Source organism: Paenibacillus sp. SSG-1 (assembly GCF_002224835.1).
Classification (GTDB): domain Bacteria; phylum Bacillota; class Bacilli; order Paenibacillales; family Paenibacillaceae; genus Paenibacillus_AQ; species Paenibacillus_AQ favisporus.
Genome location: NZ_MBRK01000001.1, coordinates 5410216 through 5424500, shown reverse-complemented (window position 1 = coordinate 5424500; position 14285 = coordinate 5410216). Strand labels below are relative to the sequence as shown.

The 14285-nt window shown below is 53.3% G+C and carries 13 protein-coding genes; 11 read left to right on the top strand and 2 right to left on the bottom strand.

The window, feature by feature from the left end; all coding sequences use genetic code 11:
• Nucleotides 1–230: 230 nt before the first annotated feature.
• Both BCV73_RS24970 and BCV73_RS24965 read left to right on the top strand, forming a co-directional pair.
• Nucleotides 231–1175 carry a ring-cleaving dioxygenase gene (locus tag BCV73_RS24970; RefSeq protein WP_089548975.1) on the top strand — a complete coding sequence of 315 codons (945 nt, stop codon included), beginning with the start codon at nucleotides 231–233 and terminating at the stop codon, nucleotides 1173–1175.
• Nucleotides 1175–1798 (top strand): alpha/beta hydrolase, encoded by a 624-nt coding sequence (locus tag BCV73_RS24965; protein WP_089548974.1) that lies wholly within the window; start codon nucleotides 1175–1177, stop codon nucleotides 1796–1798. Before BCV73_RS24970 ends, BCV73_RS24965 begins: the two co-directional genes overlap by 1 nt.
• 81 nt (nucleotides 1799–1879) lie before the next feature.
• Here the strand turns inward: BCV73_RS24965 and BCV73_RS24960 are convergent, their stop codons facing one another.
• Nucleotides 1880–2305: a VOC family protein gene (locus BCV73_RS24960; RefSeq protein ID WP_089548973.1), complete on the bottom strand. Its 426-nt coding sequence runs from the start codon at nucleotides 2303–2305 to the stop codon at nucleotides 1880–1882.
• A 167-nt stretch (nucleotides 2306–2472) separates the two neighbouring features.
• Between BCV73_RS24960 and BCV73_RS24955 the strand changes: the two genes are divergently transcribed.
• The 8 genes from BCV73_RS24955 to ilvA all read left to right on the top strand — a co-directional run bounded on the left by BCV73_RS24955 (nucleotide 2473) and on the right by ilvA (nucleotide 11538).
• On the top strand, nucleotides 2473–3903 hold the full coding sequence (locus BCV73_RS24955; RefSeq protein WP_076176800.1) for a spore germination protein: 1431 nt from the start codon (nucleotides 2473–2475) through the stop codon (nucleotides 3901–3903).
• 9 nt (nucleotides 3904–3912) lie between these two features.
• Entirely contained in the window at nucleotides 3913–5067 is a 1155-nt protein-coding gene (locus BCV73_RS24950) for a Ger(x)C family spore germination protein (protein WP_089548972.1), read from the top strand.
• A gap of 18 nt (nucleotides 5068–5085) precedes the next feature.
• The gene (locus BCV73_RS24945; RefSeq protein ID WP_089548971.1) at nucleotides 5086–6189 is read left to right on the top strand and encodes a GerAB/ArcD/ProY family transporter; all 1104 of its coding nucleotides are present in this window, start codon (nucleotides 5086–5088) and stop codon (nucleotides 6187–6189) included.
• Nucleotides 6190–6231: 42 nt separating this feature from the next.
• Nucleotides 6232–6789 (top strand): flavodoxin family protein, encoded by a 558-nt coding sequence (locus tag BCV73_RS24940; protein ID WP_076176797.1) that lies wholly within the window; start codon nucleotides 6232–6234, stop codon nucleotides 6787–6789.
• Nucleotides 6790–7356: 567 nt separating this feature from the next.
• A complete protein-coding gene (locus BCV73_RS24935; protein WP_089548970.1) occupies nucleotides 7357–7989 on the top strand; it encodes a TetR/AcrR family transcriptional regulator in 633 nt (210 codons plus the stop codon).
• Entirely contained in the window at nucleotides 7986–8450 is a 465-nt protein-coding gene (locus BCV73_RS24930; protein ID WP_089548969.1) for a PH domain-containing protein, read from the top strand. The genes BCV73_RS24935 and BCV73_RS24930 overlap by 4 nt, the downstream gene beginning before the upstream one ends.
• Nucleotides 8440–9927, top strand: coding sequence for a PH domain-containing protein (locus BCV73_RS24925; protein ID WP_179232060.1), 1488 nt, complete (start codon nucleotides 8440–8442; stop codon nucleotides 9925–9927). Before BCV73_RS24930 ends, BCV73_RS24925 begins: the two co-directional genes overlap by 11 nt.
• Before the next feature lie 378 nt (nucleotides 9928–10305).
• Nucleotides 10306–11538, top strand: a complete 1233-nt coding sequence (gene ilvA / locus BCV73_RS24920) for a threonine ammonia-lyase IlvA (protein ID WP_076176828.1) — start codon at nucleotides 10306–10308, stop codon at nucleotides 11536–11538.
• Between the two features lie 250 nt (nucleotides 11539–11788).
• On the opposite strand, the gene BCV73_RS24915 is transcribed toward ilvA, so the two are convergent.
• Nucleotides 11789–12730, bottom strand: a complete 942-nt coding sequence (locus BCV73_RS24915; RefSeq protein WP_089548966.1) for a hypothetical protein — start codon at nucleotides 12728–12730, stop codon at nucleotides 11789–11791.
• A gap of 280 nt (nucleotides 12731–13010) precedes the next feature.
• Between BCV73_RS24915 and BCV73_RS24910 the strand changes: the two genes are divergently transcribed.
• On the top strand, nucleotides 13011–14222 hold the full coding sequence (locus tag BCV73_RS24910; RefSeq protein ID WP_089548965.1) for a chromate transporter: 1212 nt from the start codon (nucleotides 13011–13013) through the stop codon (nucleotides 14220–14222).
• Nucleotides 14223–14285 lie beyond the last annotated feature (63 nt).

Sequence of the window (14285 nt, the reverse complement as noted above, 5' to 3'; positions counted from 1 at the left end):
ACATTTTGCCGGGTCTGAGATAGAAGGCGTTCCGAGGTCGGCACACGACCGAAGGGGCGCCTTTTGTTGTTCAGCAAATCACTCTTCGTATACCCCCTTGCCAAAAGTCTTGAAATCATATATTATATATTTATAAATCTTAATATTAAAATAAATTCAGATCAGGTTTGGCAAGTCGTAAACGCAATGAGAGGTTTAAAATTCAGAGAGCACAGAGGAGGTTTCAAACCATGCTGCAGACGACAGGGATCCACCACATTACCGCATTCGTGAACAACGCCCAGGACAACGTTGATTTTTACGCAGGGGTGCTCGGGCTTCGACTGGTGAAAAAGACGATCAACTTCGATGCACCAAACGTGTACCATCTGTACTTTGGCAACGAGCACGGCAGTCCGGGGACGATTATTACGTTTTTTCCGAGGGACAATAGCCGAACAGGTACCGTTGGCGGCGGACAGGTGAAAACGACGGTGTATGCCGTTCCTCCGGGAAGCCTGGATTTCTGGATGCAGCGTCTGAGCTCTTTGGACTTGGCGTACGGCACGACGGAAAGATTCGGAGAAACGTACATTCAATTCAAAGATCCTTCCGGTCTGCAGATTGAATTGGTGGAGCGGGCCGAGGGGGCGCCAAGCCGCTGGTCCTTCAGCGGCGTTCCAGTGGACCATGCCATTAAGGGATTTGGCGGCGCCGTTTTGGGAAGCAATAACCCTAAGCAGACGATGCTGGTTCTGGAAGAAATCCTCGGACTGGCCAAAATCGGCGAAGACCAAGGCCAGGTCCGTTACCGCAGCACCGGCGATATCGGCAACATCATCGACGTGAATATCGGTCAGGAAGAGCGGGGGACCGCCGGTGCCGGTACGGTGCATCATATCGCCTGGCGTGCCAAGGATTTTGCCGAGCATGAGACGTGGAGAAGTCTGGTGGAGGAAGCCGGTCTTCGTCCGACGCAGATCGTCGACCGTCAGTATTTTAATGCGGTGTATTTCCGCGAGCCAGGCGGGATTTTGTTTGAGATCGCCACAGATCCGCCAGGGTTTGCACGGGATGAGCCGGAAGCGGAAATGGGGACACATCTCATGCTGCCCGAGTGGTATGAGCCGCAGCGTGAAGTGATAGAACAACTTTTGCCGGACATTCAGGTCCGTGCGTTGGGAGGCGTACAATGATGAGTATGAAGCATATTTTTGTTCAAGGAAGTCGGCCGGAGGCACCCGTATTGGTTCTTCTTCACGGAACGGGTGGGAATGAGCGGGATTTGCTCCCGATCGCAGACATGATAGCACCAGGGGCATCCGTGCTTGGCGTGCGGGGAAACGTTCTGGAGCATGGCATGCCGCGTTTCTTCCGGAGACTGGCCGAAGGGGTGTTCGATGAGGAAGATTTGATTGCGCGGACGCATGAGCTGAAGGCCTTTTTGGATGAGGCGGCCGCGCAGTATTCCATCGACCGGAACCGGATGGTGGCTGTCGGCTTCTCCAACGGCGCCAACATTGCCGCGAGCCTGCTGTTCCATTACAGCGACTCCCTGCAGGGCGCGGTTCTGCTGCATCCGATGGTTCCGCTGCGCGGGAAGGAGCTGCCTGATCTAACCGGCGTTCCGGTATTTATCGGGGCAGGGACGAATGACCCAATCTGCTCCATCAGCGAAACCGAGGAGCTTCATTCGCTGCTGTCAGACGCCGGTGCGGATTCCGAGCTGCATTGGGCAGATTACGGACACCAGCTGAGCAAGCTGGAGATTGATGCGGCGACCGCCTGGTTTGAGCGTCATTTTAACAGCAAAGCATAATGATTTGATCGAACATAAGGAAAAGGCTGCTTGGGACTCATCCCGGCAGCCTTTTTTTGTTGCGTTGGAATTTCGTTCTCTTTACTCCGCCGGAAACTCCCAAGCGGGATTCCAGACGATTTCCCACAGGTGTCCGTCAGGATCCTGAAAATAACCGGAGTACCCTCCCCAGAACGTATCGTGCGCAGGGGAGGTGATGGTAGCTCCCGCCTGACGCGCCTGTTCCATCACTTGATCGACCTCTTCCTTGCTGGTAACGTTGTGGCCGATTGTAAACTCCGCACTGCTGGGGGCCGAGCGCTCGATGTTGGCGTCGTGGACGAGGTCGTCCCTTTTCCAGACGGCCAGCTTCACCCCGGCCTGAAGGTCAAAGAACGCGACCGCGCCGTGCTCAAACTCTGTTCCAATAATGCCTTCCGTAGGAAGCCCCAAGCCATCCCGGTAAAAGGCCAGCGCCCTTTCCAAGTCGTCTACCCCCAGGGTCAAAACGGATATACTTGGCTTCATCGTGTTACATCCTCCTTCTTGGATTAAAGTGTGTGCAATGTCTTCGGCTGGTACTTTTGATTATAGCAATGTATTGGTGACAGCTTGATTGTCATCATTAAGGAATAATTTGACTTCATTTCCGGCATGATATGAGAACCGATCATCGTACACAAGAGGTGGAAACTATGAAGGGAACCGCACTGGATATCCTCAAACAGCAGCTGAAGGATTCCCCGGATCTGGTTTGCCAGCCATTTCTCATTGACGGTAGAACTTGTACGTTATTTTATATACCTTCCATTGTAGACCAAGCGATGCTTCAAAAGAACATCGCCCGTTTTTTGCTGGCCGAAAGCCGGACGGGGAGTTGGGATGCTTTTCGCCGTAACCTGCAGCAAGGAAACGCGTTTCCGATCGTCTATCATTCCATTTCCGGCCCAGAAGAGGCATCCGTCCTGGTCGTACAAGGGAAGGCCGTCCTGCATGTGGATCAAACGGACGATTTTTACTATTTTGACACCGTACAGTACCAGAAAAGATCGATTGCGGAATCGCAAAACGAATTGGTCGTTACGGGTCCGCAAGAGGCTTTTATCGAGGATATTCAGAGCAACCTGTCCCTGCTGCGCCATAAGATCCGGCATCCGAAGCTGAAGATGAAGGAATATACAATCGGCGACTATACCAACACGTTGGTTTATGTGGTTTATATCGAGGGCCTGCCCAAAAACGAAGTGTTAGCCGAAATCGACAGCAAGCTGCAAAGCCTATCCATCGATGGGATTTTCGGTATTGGTTATGTAGTGGAGCATTTCAAGGAAAGCTCCACGCCGTTTCCGATATTTCAATATACGGAGCGGCCTGATGCCGTTGCAGCCTCTTTGCTCGAGGGGCGCGTCTGCATTTTGATGGATGGGGCACCTAATGCTGTGATCGCTCCGGTCACCTTGTTTTCGTTATTGCAGGCCTCGGAGGATTATTTTCAGAGTCCCTTTGCAGCCAGCTGGATTCGCACGGTCCGATTCGCTTTTTCACTGCTGTCGATCTTATTGCCTTCATTATACGTAGCGATTACGACGTTCCACCCTCAAGTCCTTCCGGCTCATCTGCTGATTACGATCGCATCCGCCCGTGAACGCATCCCGTTCTCGGCATTAACGGAAGCGCTGCTGATGGAGCTGACCTTTGAAGCGCTGCGGGAGGCGGGCATGAGAATTCCGAAGCCTGTCGGCCAGACGGTCTCGATCATCGGGGGGATCGTCATCGGCCAAGCCGCCGTTCAGGCAGGCATCGTCTCCGCTCCCATGGTCATCGTCGTTTCGATCACAGGGGTGGCCTCTTATATCATTCCCCATCTGGAGCTGGGGCTTATCTTTCGGATGCTCCGTTTCCCGTTTCTCATTTTGGGCGGTTCGATGGGGCTGATCGGCATATTCGCAGGTACTTTTGTTCTGTACGCGCATTTGGTGCACTTAAGGTCCTTCGGGGCCCCATATTTGCAGCCGGTCGCACCGCTCGTCCTGTCCGATTGGAAAGATACGCTGTTGCGGCTGTCATCACCTCTGATGAACAAACGCAGCAGCGCCTTTTCGAGAATCCGGCATCGGAGGAGATAATCGATTCCTATGAAAACGACACTTCTGAAAGTTGGGCTGATGGTCATCATATTGTGCAGCATCACTGGATGCTGGTCCAAAGTCGAGCTGGATCAGCGTATTTTCGTAAACGGGGTGTTTATCGATGTCGGTGAGGAACCCGGAACGGTGAAGGTCTCGATCAGCACGCCTCTGACCAACCGCCTGGATTCGGACCAGTTAAGCGGCGGGGGAGGCGGCAAGGATAAGCCCTACTCCTTGATCACCAAGCAATCCACGAGCATCGGCAAGGCGCTGGAATATATCCACAAAGATTTGTCGCGCCAGCTCAGCCTGTCCGAAATCAAAGTCGTGATGATCAGCGAGCAATACGGCGAGCAGGGCATCGGCGATCTTCTGGAATGGATCAAGAGGGAACCCGATGTCCCGATCGGGGCATACTTGTTAGTTGCTTCCGGTAAGCTGGATGATGCCGCACACCTGACGCCGATTTTTGAACAGCTGCCCACCACGGTGCTGCTAAGCTTCGCCACCCAAGGTTATATGCTGAATACGACCATCAAGGACTGTCTCGTCGCGGACGCTGCCGGCTTGGGATACGCCGCTACCTTATTGCAGAACGACAAGATCCATTCCGCCGCCGATGCTCATAAAAGCGAAACGTGGACGGGAATTAAGGGGGCAGCTTTGTTTCAGCAAGGCCGATTGAAAGGCACGCTCCCCTATGAAGAAGCCAAAACCATCGCATGGGCCTATGGGCATCTCAAATTTCCGATTTATTCCGTTCAATGGGATCACGGCAAGAGCAAAGCAGATCTTAAATTCACTTATACGAACGGCAAAACTTCGGTCAAAATGACCCCAAACGGCCCGGTTTTCACGGTTCATCTCAAAGGCAGGGCCAGCATCATAGCCAAAAAGGACGCTTCTCACCGCTTCGTGAAGGACGTCAGCGGGACCATCATGAATCAAATGAGAGAAACCGTCTCCGAAGACTTCCGGAAGAGCATTGCCTACTCTCAACAAATCGGAGCTGATGTGCTTCAGCTCGGGTTTCTTCTGGAGTGGAACGCCCCGCAGTACTGGCAGCAGGTGAAAGGCAAATGGCCGGAACACTATAAGAAGGATGCCGAGGTACGCGTAGTTACCAAGCTGAGCCTGGACGATTACGGGAAAGAATATTGAGAAGGGGAGCGAGGCGAAATGACTTCAAACAACAACTGGAGGTTGGCCCGATTTGCCTTTGTCTATTTTAACTCCCAGGCGTCCATCTTCCTTATTCCAGAGCTGGTATCCACGTCAAGCTATCAAGGAATTGCGGGCATCGTGTTCGGTTCCCTCTTGGGCTTCATCATTTTGTTCTATGTGGTTTATATCAGCAAGCTTCAGCCCGCTTCCTCCTGGGTCACCTTCGGGAACCGAATCATGGGTAAAGGGATACATGGAGCCTTCGTTATTATGCTGCTCGTATGGACGGTGTACTACGCCTCCTACGATATCCAAAGCTTCGTCTTGTTTTTCGGGACCAATTACTTGAAAGGAACCCCGCCCTGGTTCATCCAGCTCATTATCAGCCTCGTGATCCTCTACGTCGTCCGGTTGGGGGCAAGAACGCTTGTCTACATGTCGGAGGGCCTTTTTTTGCTGATCTTTGCAACCACGCTGCTGATCACCTATTTTTATGCTGAAAACGCCAGTGTGCAGATGCTTCCGGCTTTTTTTCATTATTTTGACCTGCCTACTTTTTTCAGCAACACAATGGCTACGTTTTCGGTCGTGAGCGAGTGGGTGGTCTTTCTGTTTCTTGCTCCGGAATTTACATTCGGCAAAGGGACGTTCGCCAAGCTGGCGGTTGCATCGGTTGGAAATTCCTTCGTCTTGTTGTCAGGCTGGATGTTTACGCTGCTTAATTTCAGTCCGCATTATGCCAAGCAGATCCAATATCCATTCCTCGAAATTATCCGAGGTAAAATAGACGATGGCCTGTTGGAAAACTCCGCCCCATTTATGATCGGGGTATGGACGGCTTCGATGCTGATCCATTGCTCCTTTTTGATATATGCCGGGACCAAGTGCATGTCCTATTTTACGAAAGGTAGAGGAGAGGGAATCATCGTCCCTTCGCTGACGCTCGTTTCGGCGGGGATTGCGTTTTATTACGCCTACCACTTGTCTGCCTACCAGAAGCATTATTTCTCCTTTATTACGGTGCTGGTGTGGATATTTATCGAGCTGATTCCGTTGTATTATGGGATCGTGGCCATGTTAAGATTACGGTCAAAAAAATGGTGGAGTGAGCAGACCTGAATGCGGGCAGCTCCATTTTAAACGTCAAGGAGTGAAAATACGATGAGCATCACTGTCATTTATGGGGGTACGCGTCCAGACGGGAATACGGAGCTTCTGACCGAGCGGGTCGTCCGGGGATTTGCCGGCGTGGACCGGATTGTGCTGAAAGAGTATACCGTTCAACCGATTGAGGATCTTCGACATACCGAGCAGGGGTTTCAGGATGTGGGCGACGATTACAACGCGCTGATTGACCGCGTGCTGGCCGCGGATACTGTGATTTTTGCCACGCCGGTGTATTGGTACGGCATGTCGGGCCATATGAAAAACTTTATCGATCGCTGGTCCCAAACGCTCAGGGACGATCAGCGTCCGCATTTCCGGGAATCGATGAAGTCCAAAACCGCTTATGTGATTGCGGTCGGCGGCGACGATCCACAGCTGAAAGGACTGCCGCTGATCCAGCAGTTTCAGCATATTTTCGGCTTTTTCGGAACAAAGTTTGGGGGCTATATCCTGGGCGAGGGGAATCGGCCTGGGACAGTTATCCATGATACTCCGTCGATCAAGCTGGCGGATGAGCTCCGGGACCGTCTGATCCGGCAGGTGCAAGAATAAGTCATATTTTTCAATTTGCATAGCTTGTGGTATATCTTGCCGTATGCTAAGATAACAATAAATAAGGAGCAGCCGGCCCAGGCTACTCCCTAGCACAAACATCTTGAGTGGGATTTCCCTCCAGGATCAAGCTTGACCTTGAAAATAACCCACTTAGGTGCCGACCTTAAGAGTGGGTTATTTTCGTTTATCGATGTAAGTGAGTAACGCTACCAGGAAAATCCCGAAGGTTAGTACTTCACCAAACGAAATGTTCATTCGCATCATCTGAGCTAACGTAACGTTTAAACTGAGAATAAAAGACTTAGAAAAGGCCCATTTAAGGTGGGCTTTTTTTATGCTTACTCATCAAAGCAAATACAAACATTTCATGCATCATGATAGTGAGGTCTTCAAGCTGTATAGGCCCTCCGTTGCCCCAGTCACCAATTTTCTGGCGGTTCCATACTGCCTCAACCGTTTGGATATTGACAGCTTAGTACACCCGTACTAAACTAATTAGTACAGTCGTACGATTTGTTAGAATCTACGAAGCAGGTGAACTCCAAATAGGGGGCGGGGGAGTCAATGGAACAATCGAAGAGAAGGCAGCAAATCATGGAGGTCGCAATCCATACGATTGCCGAGCTTGGTTACGCCCAGGCCTCGGTGGGACAAATCGTCAAGCGTGCCAGTGTAAGCAAAGGCGTGTTCACCTACCACTTCGCCAGCAAGGATGAGTTAATGGAGCAAATCGTCCATGAGGTCTTTGATGCCGGAGCACGCTTCATGTCTCCACGAGTCGAGGGACAAACGACACCTAGCGATATGTTGAAGACCTATATCGAATCGAACCTGGAATTTATGGGCGGGCACCGTGACTATATCGTAGCTTTAACGGAAGTTGTCACGAATGCGCGCACGGCGGACGGAAAGCTTCGGTTCGGAGGAGCCGCCGATGACTTGATCCTGGAGCCACTTATCGAAATATTGCGATGGGGGCAGGAGGCCGGGGAGTTCAAGCCGTTTACCGAACGCTCCGCTCGTGTGACTGCAGCGGCCATCCGCAGCGCCATTGATGGCGTCGCAAGCCAGCTGCTCGTCAATCCCGGCCTGGACCTTTCGGGATACGCGGCGGAACTTGCCGACCTGTTTCTATCGGCCGTCCACCGTCCCTCTCATCCAGTGGATTCGTCTGCGGAAGGAGGAGAGCAGTCATGAAACGGATCGATCCGAGGGCGGTAAAAGCGCGAAGAATGGAAGGGTGGATCGCCAGCGCGATCAGTGTCGTGCTGATTATCGCGCTTCTATGGCTGACAATGGCTTACAGCTGGCCCGTCTGGATTGCGGGATGGAGTGCGGCCGCCGTTCTGCTGTTTATCGTGCTTGAGCTGGCGGTGCTGCCCGGTTTGCTGTACCGGTTCTGGCGATATGAGATTACGGAAAAGAACGTAGAGCTAAATCACGGCGTCTGGGTGCGCAGGAAAACGTTAATCCCGATGGTGCGTATTCAGCATGTGGATTCCAAGCAAGGGCCGATCCAGAAGATTTATGGACTGTCCACCGTCACGTTCTCCACCGCAGCCGGCAGCCATCGCATTCCTGCATTGTCAGAGCAGGAAGCTGAGAATATTCGCAAGCAGATTTCGGATTGGGCAGGAGGGACGAACGGTGAACTCTAATCCAGGACCCTTGCCGTCCAACCGGCGGCTGCATCCCGTATCCATTCTGTACTTTCTGATTCATTCCGGGAAGGAATTGGCGGGCTTGCTGCCTTTAATTCCATTCTGTATTTTTCTGATCCATCGCGTATTTGGAAAAGAGATCGACCGCATCGTGCTGACCGCTTGCGTGATTGCGGCGGCTGCGGTCATGCTGATCGTGTTCGCTTGGCTGCGCTGGCGCCGTTTTGTGTACCGGGTGGAGGACGGCGTCCTTTATATGGAACACGGGCTGTGGGTCCGCCGAAAACTATGGATCACCAAGGAACGCATTCAGTCTCTGAATATCACAGTCAGCCTGTATGATCGAATGTTCGGGCTCGTTCGCCTGGAAATGGAGACGTCCGGGGGTGAAGATGAGCCGGAGGCCGTGCTCAGTTCGATTTCTGCCGCGGAAGCCGCCCGGATTCAGCGAGAGATCGGCATGGCAAACCCGGAGAAAGCGGCGTCCGAACCGTCCGGCGATTCCCTCGTTCACGCTGAACAGCCGAACGCTACTCCCCTGAACAGCATGCGGCTGTCACTGGGCCAAACGCTGATTCTAAGCACAACGAGCGGCAAATTCTCGATCCTCTGGATGGTGATCGTAGGGGGAGGCTTGAAGCTGTGGGATGAATGGGTGAGGGATACGCCGGTATGGGATCAGCTGTCCCCGCGGCTGATGGTCTTCGGAATCCCGGGACTCATCTTCATCCTTGCGATCCTTTCCTGGCTGCTCGCGTTTGCAGGCGCCTTCTTACTGGAGTACGGCTTTCGGGTTGAGGCCGAGGGCCGTACGTTAACCATCGAGCGGGGCATTTTGGAAAGAAAAAGAACCGTCATCAAGCCGCACCGGATTCAGGCGATCCGCATCACCCAGAACCCGCTGCACAAGCTGCTTCGCCGGGCTTCGGTTCGAATGGTCATCGCAGGCAGCTCGGATGAGGAGAAAAAGGCCGTCGATTTGTTTCCGCTTGTCCGTTATGACGAGCTTCCTCTGCGGATGGCAGCGTTTCTGCCCGGCTTCCGCCTGCCGCAGACCTGGAACCCGGTCAGCCGTAAATCTTACCGTTCTTACACCGTGCTGCCTGTTCTCATCTGTATCATTCTGGCGGCAGCCGCCTGGTTGCTCGCGCCCGGCGTGTGGCGGTGGCTTGCATGGGTTCTCCCCCTCTTTGCCTGGGCAGCGTCATCATTGGAATACCGGAGGGCGGCCTGGAGCCGGGAGGAGAACCAGCTTCACATCCGCTATGGGAGCTTTTCCGAGAAAACCGTGCTGATCCCGATCTCCAAGGTACAGTGGCACATAACCTCGCAGACTCCATTCCAGGCGGGAAAAGAGCTGGCCACGCTGAAAGTGGCGGTAGCATCCGGTAAATCCGGAGACAAAGTTTCGCTGCGGCATGCCTCGGCCTCCGATGTCGACATGCTCACCGATTGGCTTTCCGGAAAACAGTAGCTGATGGCCTTCCCACCGCGAAAAACGCCATAAGAAAAACGTCTATCGACGTACTTTCAAAGAAGACAGACCGCGGTTAGCTGAAGTTTTTCTTGCGATTATAGAATGATTCAGCTTCGCTGAATTTTATAAATTCTATAATCTTCAAAAATAGGCGCCTGCCGGAAGAGAGCCTCTTGAAAAAAAGCCGCAAAAGCGTTAAGTTACTGAGTAATATAAAAACGTCCGTTTAAAAAGAGGGTTAGCGGAGTGAGGAGAGAACAAGAGATGAAAGATACCGGTAAGGAAACGCAGGTCCAGCCTTCAGCTGGCGCCGAAGGAGTCACTGTCGTGAACGCTGAAAGAGAAAGCGCGGCAGACAAGCCCCGCACCGTCAGTATGGAAGATATCGTCCGGGCACACCACGTGCTGCGGGAGGTTATCGTACGGACGCCGCTGCAGCGGGACCCGGTCCTGTCGGCGAGATACGAATGCAGCGTGTTTTTGAAAAGGGAGGATCTGCAGGTCGTGCGTTCCTTCAAGATCCGCGGGGCCTACAATATGATCCGCAGCCTGTCGCCGGAGGAGATGGCGAAGGGGATCGTGTGCGCGAGTGCAGGCAACCATGCGCAGGGTGTGGCCTTTTCCTGCCATGCGCTGAATATTCACGGGAAAATCTACATGCCGAGCACGACCCCGAACCAGAAGGTGAAGCAGGTCAAGCGCTTTGGCGGCAGCAACGTGGAAGTCATTCTGACCGGAGACACGTTCGACGACGCCTACGCAGAGGCGATCAAGGCCTGCGACCGCGAGGGCATGACGTTTATCCATCCGTTTGACGAGCCTAAGATCATTGCAGGGAACGGCACGATTGCGATGGAAGTGATGGAAAGCCTGGATTCGGCAGCAGACCATGTGTTTGTCACCATCGGCGGCGGCGGACTGGCGGCAGGCGTGGCGACGTACATCAAGACGGTCAGTCCCGCGACCAAAGTGATCGGCGTCGAGCCGGAAGGCGCAGCATCGATGAGCGAGGCGCTGGCTCAGCAGGGCGTTGTCACCTTGGATGAGATCGACAAGTTCGTCGACGGAGCAGCCGTGAAAAGGGTGGGCGACACCCCGTACGACATCTGCTCCCGCCTGCTGGACGACGTCGTCAAAGTGCCGGAAGGCAAAGCCTGCACGGCCATCCTGGAGCTGTACAACGAAAATGCAATCGTCGTTGAGCCCGCAGGCTCGCTGCCGGTCGCGGCGCTGGACCTGTACCGGGATGAAATCCGCGGCAAGACGGTCGTCTGCATCATCAGCGGCGGCAACAACGACATCGACCGGATGCAGGAGATCAAGGAGCGCTCGCTCATGTACGAAGGCATCAAGCATTACTTTATGATCAATTTCCCGCAGCGCTCCGGCGCGCTCCGCGAATTTCTGGAGGACGTGCTCGGGCCGGGAGACGACATCACCAACTTTGAGTATACGAAAAAGCACAACAAAGAGAACGGACCGGCGCTCGTCGGCATCGAGCTGAACAGCCGCGAGGATTATGAGCCGCTCATCGAGCGCATGAACCGGAAAGGTCTCAAATATACGGAGCTGAACAAGGATTCCAGCCTGTATAACATGCTGATTTAATAGAGCGGCCGGATCGCCGGCAACGGATGCTGATATGCTCGCCCCTTGGTGCACCGTGCCAACGTGGGAGCAATCCGCATCCGCCCCGCCCAAACTACAAAAAGGGAGACCCTGCAACCATCGCAGCGGTCTCCCTTTTCTATTTTTAATTATGACAAAGGATCAGTTTCGGAGAATGTACGTCGATAGACGATTTTTTATCCGGTTGATGATTCAGCCGATAAAAGTTTCGTCTGATGAACGAGCGGCATTATTTCAGCGCGGAATTGATGTAGTTCCGGACTTCCGGCGTCAGGGTGTCTTTGTTTTTGTTCACGACGTCAAGGAATCCCTTGATGCGTTTCAGGTAGCCGCTCGTGGCCGGGTTTCCTTTGCTGACGGCAGCTTCCAGCGCGGCTTTGGCCTTCGGATCGATTTTCTTGCTGTCATAGTCGAACATCGGCGTGTTGTTGAGGCCGTTCATGCTGATGGCCAGGTACAGTTGGTACAGCGCTTTGACCTGGGTCACACGGTTGGATTTCGGATACGACTTTACGAATGCTTCCTGGGTCTGGGCACGCTTGATAACTTCCTGCCAGCTGATCGACAGCGCCGCGTCGTTGGCAAAGCGGTTTTTCGTCTCCGCCGTCATGATATCGATATAGCTCTTGATATCTTTGGTTACGTAAGGGCGAACCTTCTGGAAACGCGGGTAGTCCAGCACCAGGTAGAACATGCCTTCAGCCGTTTCGAGACGATAGCCGCTGTCGCGGGCGCCTTTGAAGAGGGTTTTCAGGTTTTTGTCGCTCGTCTTATTGATCAGGGAAGTCAGGTCGTCGCCTTGCTTCATCAGCTTCATGAGGCTGCGCTGTACATTGTCTTTGTAAAATTTCTGGTTCCATGCTTCCAGGTTGGCGTTTTCGGCATTCTCCATCTTGAGAGCCATCAGCATCGCTTGATACGGCGTTACTTGATACATGTTTTTCTCCATGTAGGCCAGTGCTTCCGCCTGCTTCGCCGGTTTCTTCAGCAGCTCCATCATGTGGTTGTAAATGGCGTTGGCGTGCTTCGTTTTGGCCGAGACGTCGGCAGAAACTGCCGATTTGGTAGCGGCAGGCTGCGCGGTGGCGGCATGAACCGCTCCGGCTCCGGTTTGCATGGTAAGGGCAATCATAAGGGCAGCGGCTGTGGCCGCGGTAACTGTTTTTTTCATAGGTGTGTTCAACCTCCTGTTTGGTATATGAACATATTACCCGAAGGTTGTTTCGCTTTGATCTCAACTTGTTTCCGACTTGTAAACTTTTAGCGATTGATTTTGGTGACAGGGGAATTTCACAGTATTCCGTAGAACTAAATATCAGGGATTCGTATTTTTACTCACTTGTTTTGAATTTTTTGATATTCCATTAATCTACATACAACATATAACGTTTATGATGGATTTGATTTGCCGGCAGCAAGCACCGTATAAATAACGTTAGGGAGCGATTGGCGTGAACCCTGAACCACAACAAACCTTAGAAGCTACTAATGCAAAATCAGGCTCACTCTGGGAGGTGCTTCGCGTCTCCACCAAATTAGGCCTGACCTCCTTTGGCGGTCCGATTGCCCACCTGGGTTACTTCCATGACGAATACGTCCGGCGCAGGAAGTGGATGGACGAAAAAGCCTATGCGGATCTTGTGGCCCTCTGCCAGTTCTTGCCGGGTCCGGCAAGCAGCCAGGTCGGAATCGGGATTGGCATCCTCCGGGCGGGCCTGTGGGGCGGTGTGATGGCCTGGTTAGGCTTTACGCTGCCTTCCGTGATCGTGTTGGTTCTGTTCGCCTTATTGCTTCAAGGCTTCGATATCGCAAATGCAGGCTGGATTCATGGGCTTAAAATCGTGGCTGTTGCGATTGTAGCCCAGGCTGTGCTGGGCATGGGCCAAAAATTGACCCCCGACCGGTCCCGCATGACGATCGCGGTCGGCGCTGCCGCGCTTGTGTTACTATGGCCGACAGCCTATACTCAAGTGCTCATCATTGCCGCCGCGGGTATACTCGGGCTGTGGCTGTACAAGAAGGGTCCGGATCCTGGCAGCCAAAGTCTGCGGATGCCGGTAGGCAAACCTTTCGCGATCGGCTGCCTTGTTCTGTTTTTCGGCCTGCTCGCTGCGCTGCCGCTCTTGAGACGAACGTTTGACATCCAATGGCTGGCCCTGTTCGACAGCTTCTACCGCTCGGGGTCATTGGTGTTTGGCGGCGGACATGTCGTACTGCCTTTGCTGGAGCGCGAGGTGGTGCCGACGGGGTGGGTGAATCCGGAAGACTTCCTTGCCGGCTATGGGGCGGCGCAGGCCGTTCCCGGACCGCTGTTTACTTTTGCAGGGTACCTCGGGGCGATGGCCAGCGGAATCACAGGTGCCATTGTAGCGACAGTGGCGATTTTCCTGCCTGCTTTTTTGCTGGTTGCCGGAGCGCTGCCGTTCTGGAACGGCCTCCGAAACAGCCCCAGGGTGCAAGGTGCGCTCATTGGGATTAACGCTGCCGTGGTCGGCATCTTGTTAGCGGCATTCTATGTTCCGATCTGGACGACGGCTGTTACGGCACCGGTTGATTTTGCCTTGGCTCTATTGTTATTTATTCTGCTTGTCTTCTGGAAGCTCCCGCCTTGGGTTGTCGTTCTTGCAGGTGCGTTAGCCGGAATGATTATCGGATGGATATGAGTGGATCTTAGAGGCTGCCGTATATAGCCAAAAACGAAAAATCCCCTTCGAGCAAGCGCAGCG

Excerpts from the sequence above, each read along its gene's own strand:
- BCV73_RS24930 (WP_089548969.1), top strand. The coding sequence starts at position 7,986 with ATGAAACGGATCGATCCGAGGGCGGTAAAAGCGCGAAGAATGGAAGGG.
- BCV73_RS24955 (WP_076176800.1), top strand. The coding sequence starts at position 2,473 with ATGAAGGGAACCGCACTGGATATCCTCAAACAGCAGCTGAAGGATTCC.
- BCV73_RS24935 (WP_089548970.1), top strand. The coding sequence starts at position 7,357 with ATGGAACAATCGAAGAGAAGGCAGCAAATCATGGAGGTCGCAATCCAT.
- BCV73_RS24915 (WP_089548966.1), bottom strand. The coding sequence starts at position 12,730 with ATGAAAAAAACAGTTACCGCGGCCACAGCCGCTGCCCTTATGATTGCC.
- ilvA (WP_076176828.1), top strand. The coding sequence starts at position 10,306 with ATGGAAGATATCGTCCGGGCACACCACGTGCTGCGGGAGGTTATCGTA.
- BCV73_RS24950 (WP_089548972.1), top strand. The coding sequence starts at position 3,913 with ATGAAAACGACACTTCTGAAAGTTGGGCTGATGGTCATCATATTGTGC.
- BCV73_RS24945 (WP_089548971.1), top strand. The coding sequence starts at position 5,086 with ATGACTTCAAACAACAACTGGAGGTTGGCCCGATTTGCCTTTGTCTAT.
- BCV73_RS24965 (WP_089548974.1), top strand. The coding sequence starts at position 1,175 with ATGAGTATGAAGCATATTTTTGTTCAAGGAAGTCGGCCGGAGGCACCC.
- BCV73_RS24960 (WP_089548973.1), bottom strand. The coding sequence starts at position 2,305 with ATGAAGCCAAGTATATCCGTTTTGACCCTGGGGGTAGACGACTTGGAA.
- BCV73_RS24970 (WP_089548975.1), top strand. The coding sequence starts at position 231 with ATGCTGCAGACGACAGGGATCCACCACATTACCGCATTCGTGAACAAC.
- BCV73_RS24940 (WP_076176797.1), top strand. The coding sequence starts at position 6,232 with ATGAGCATCACTGTCATTTATGGGGGTACGCGTCCAGACGGGAATACG.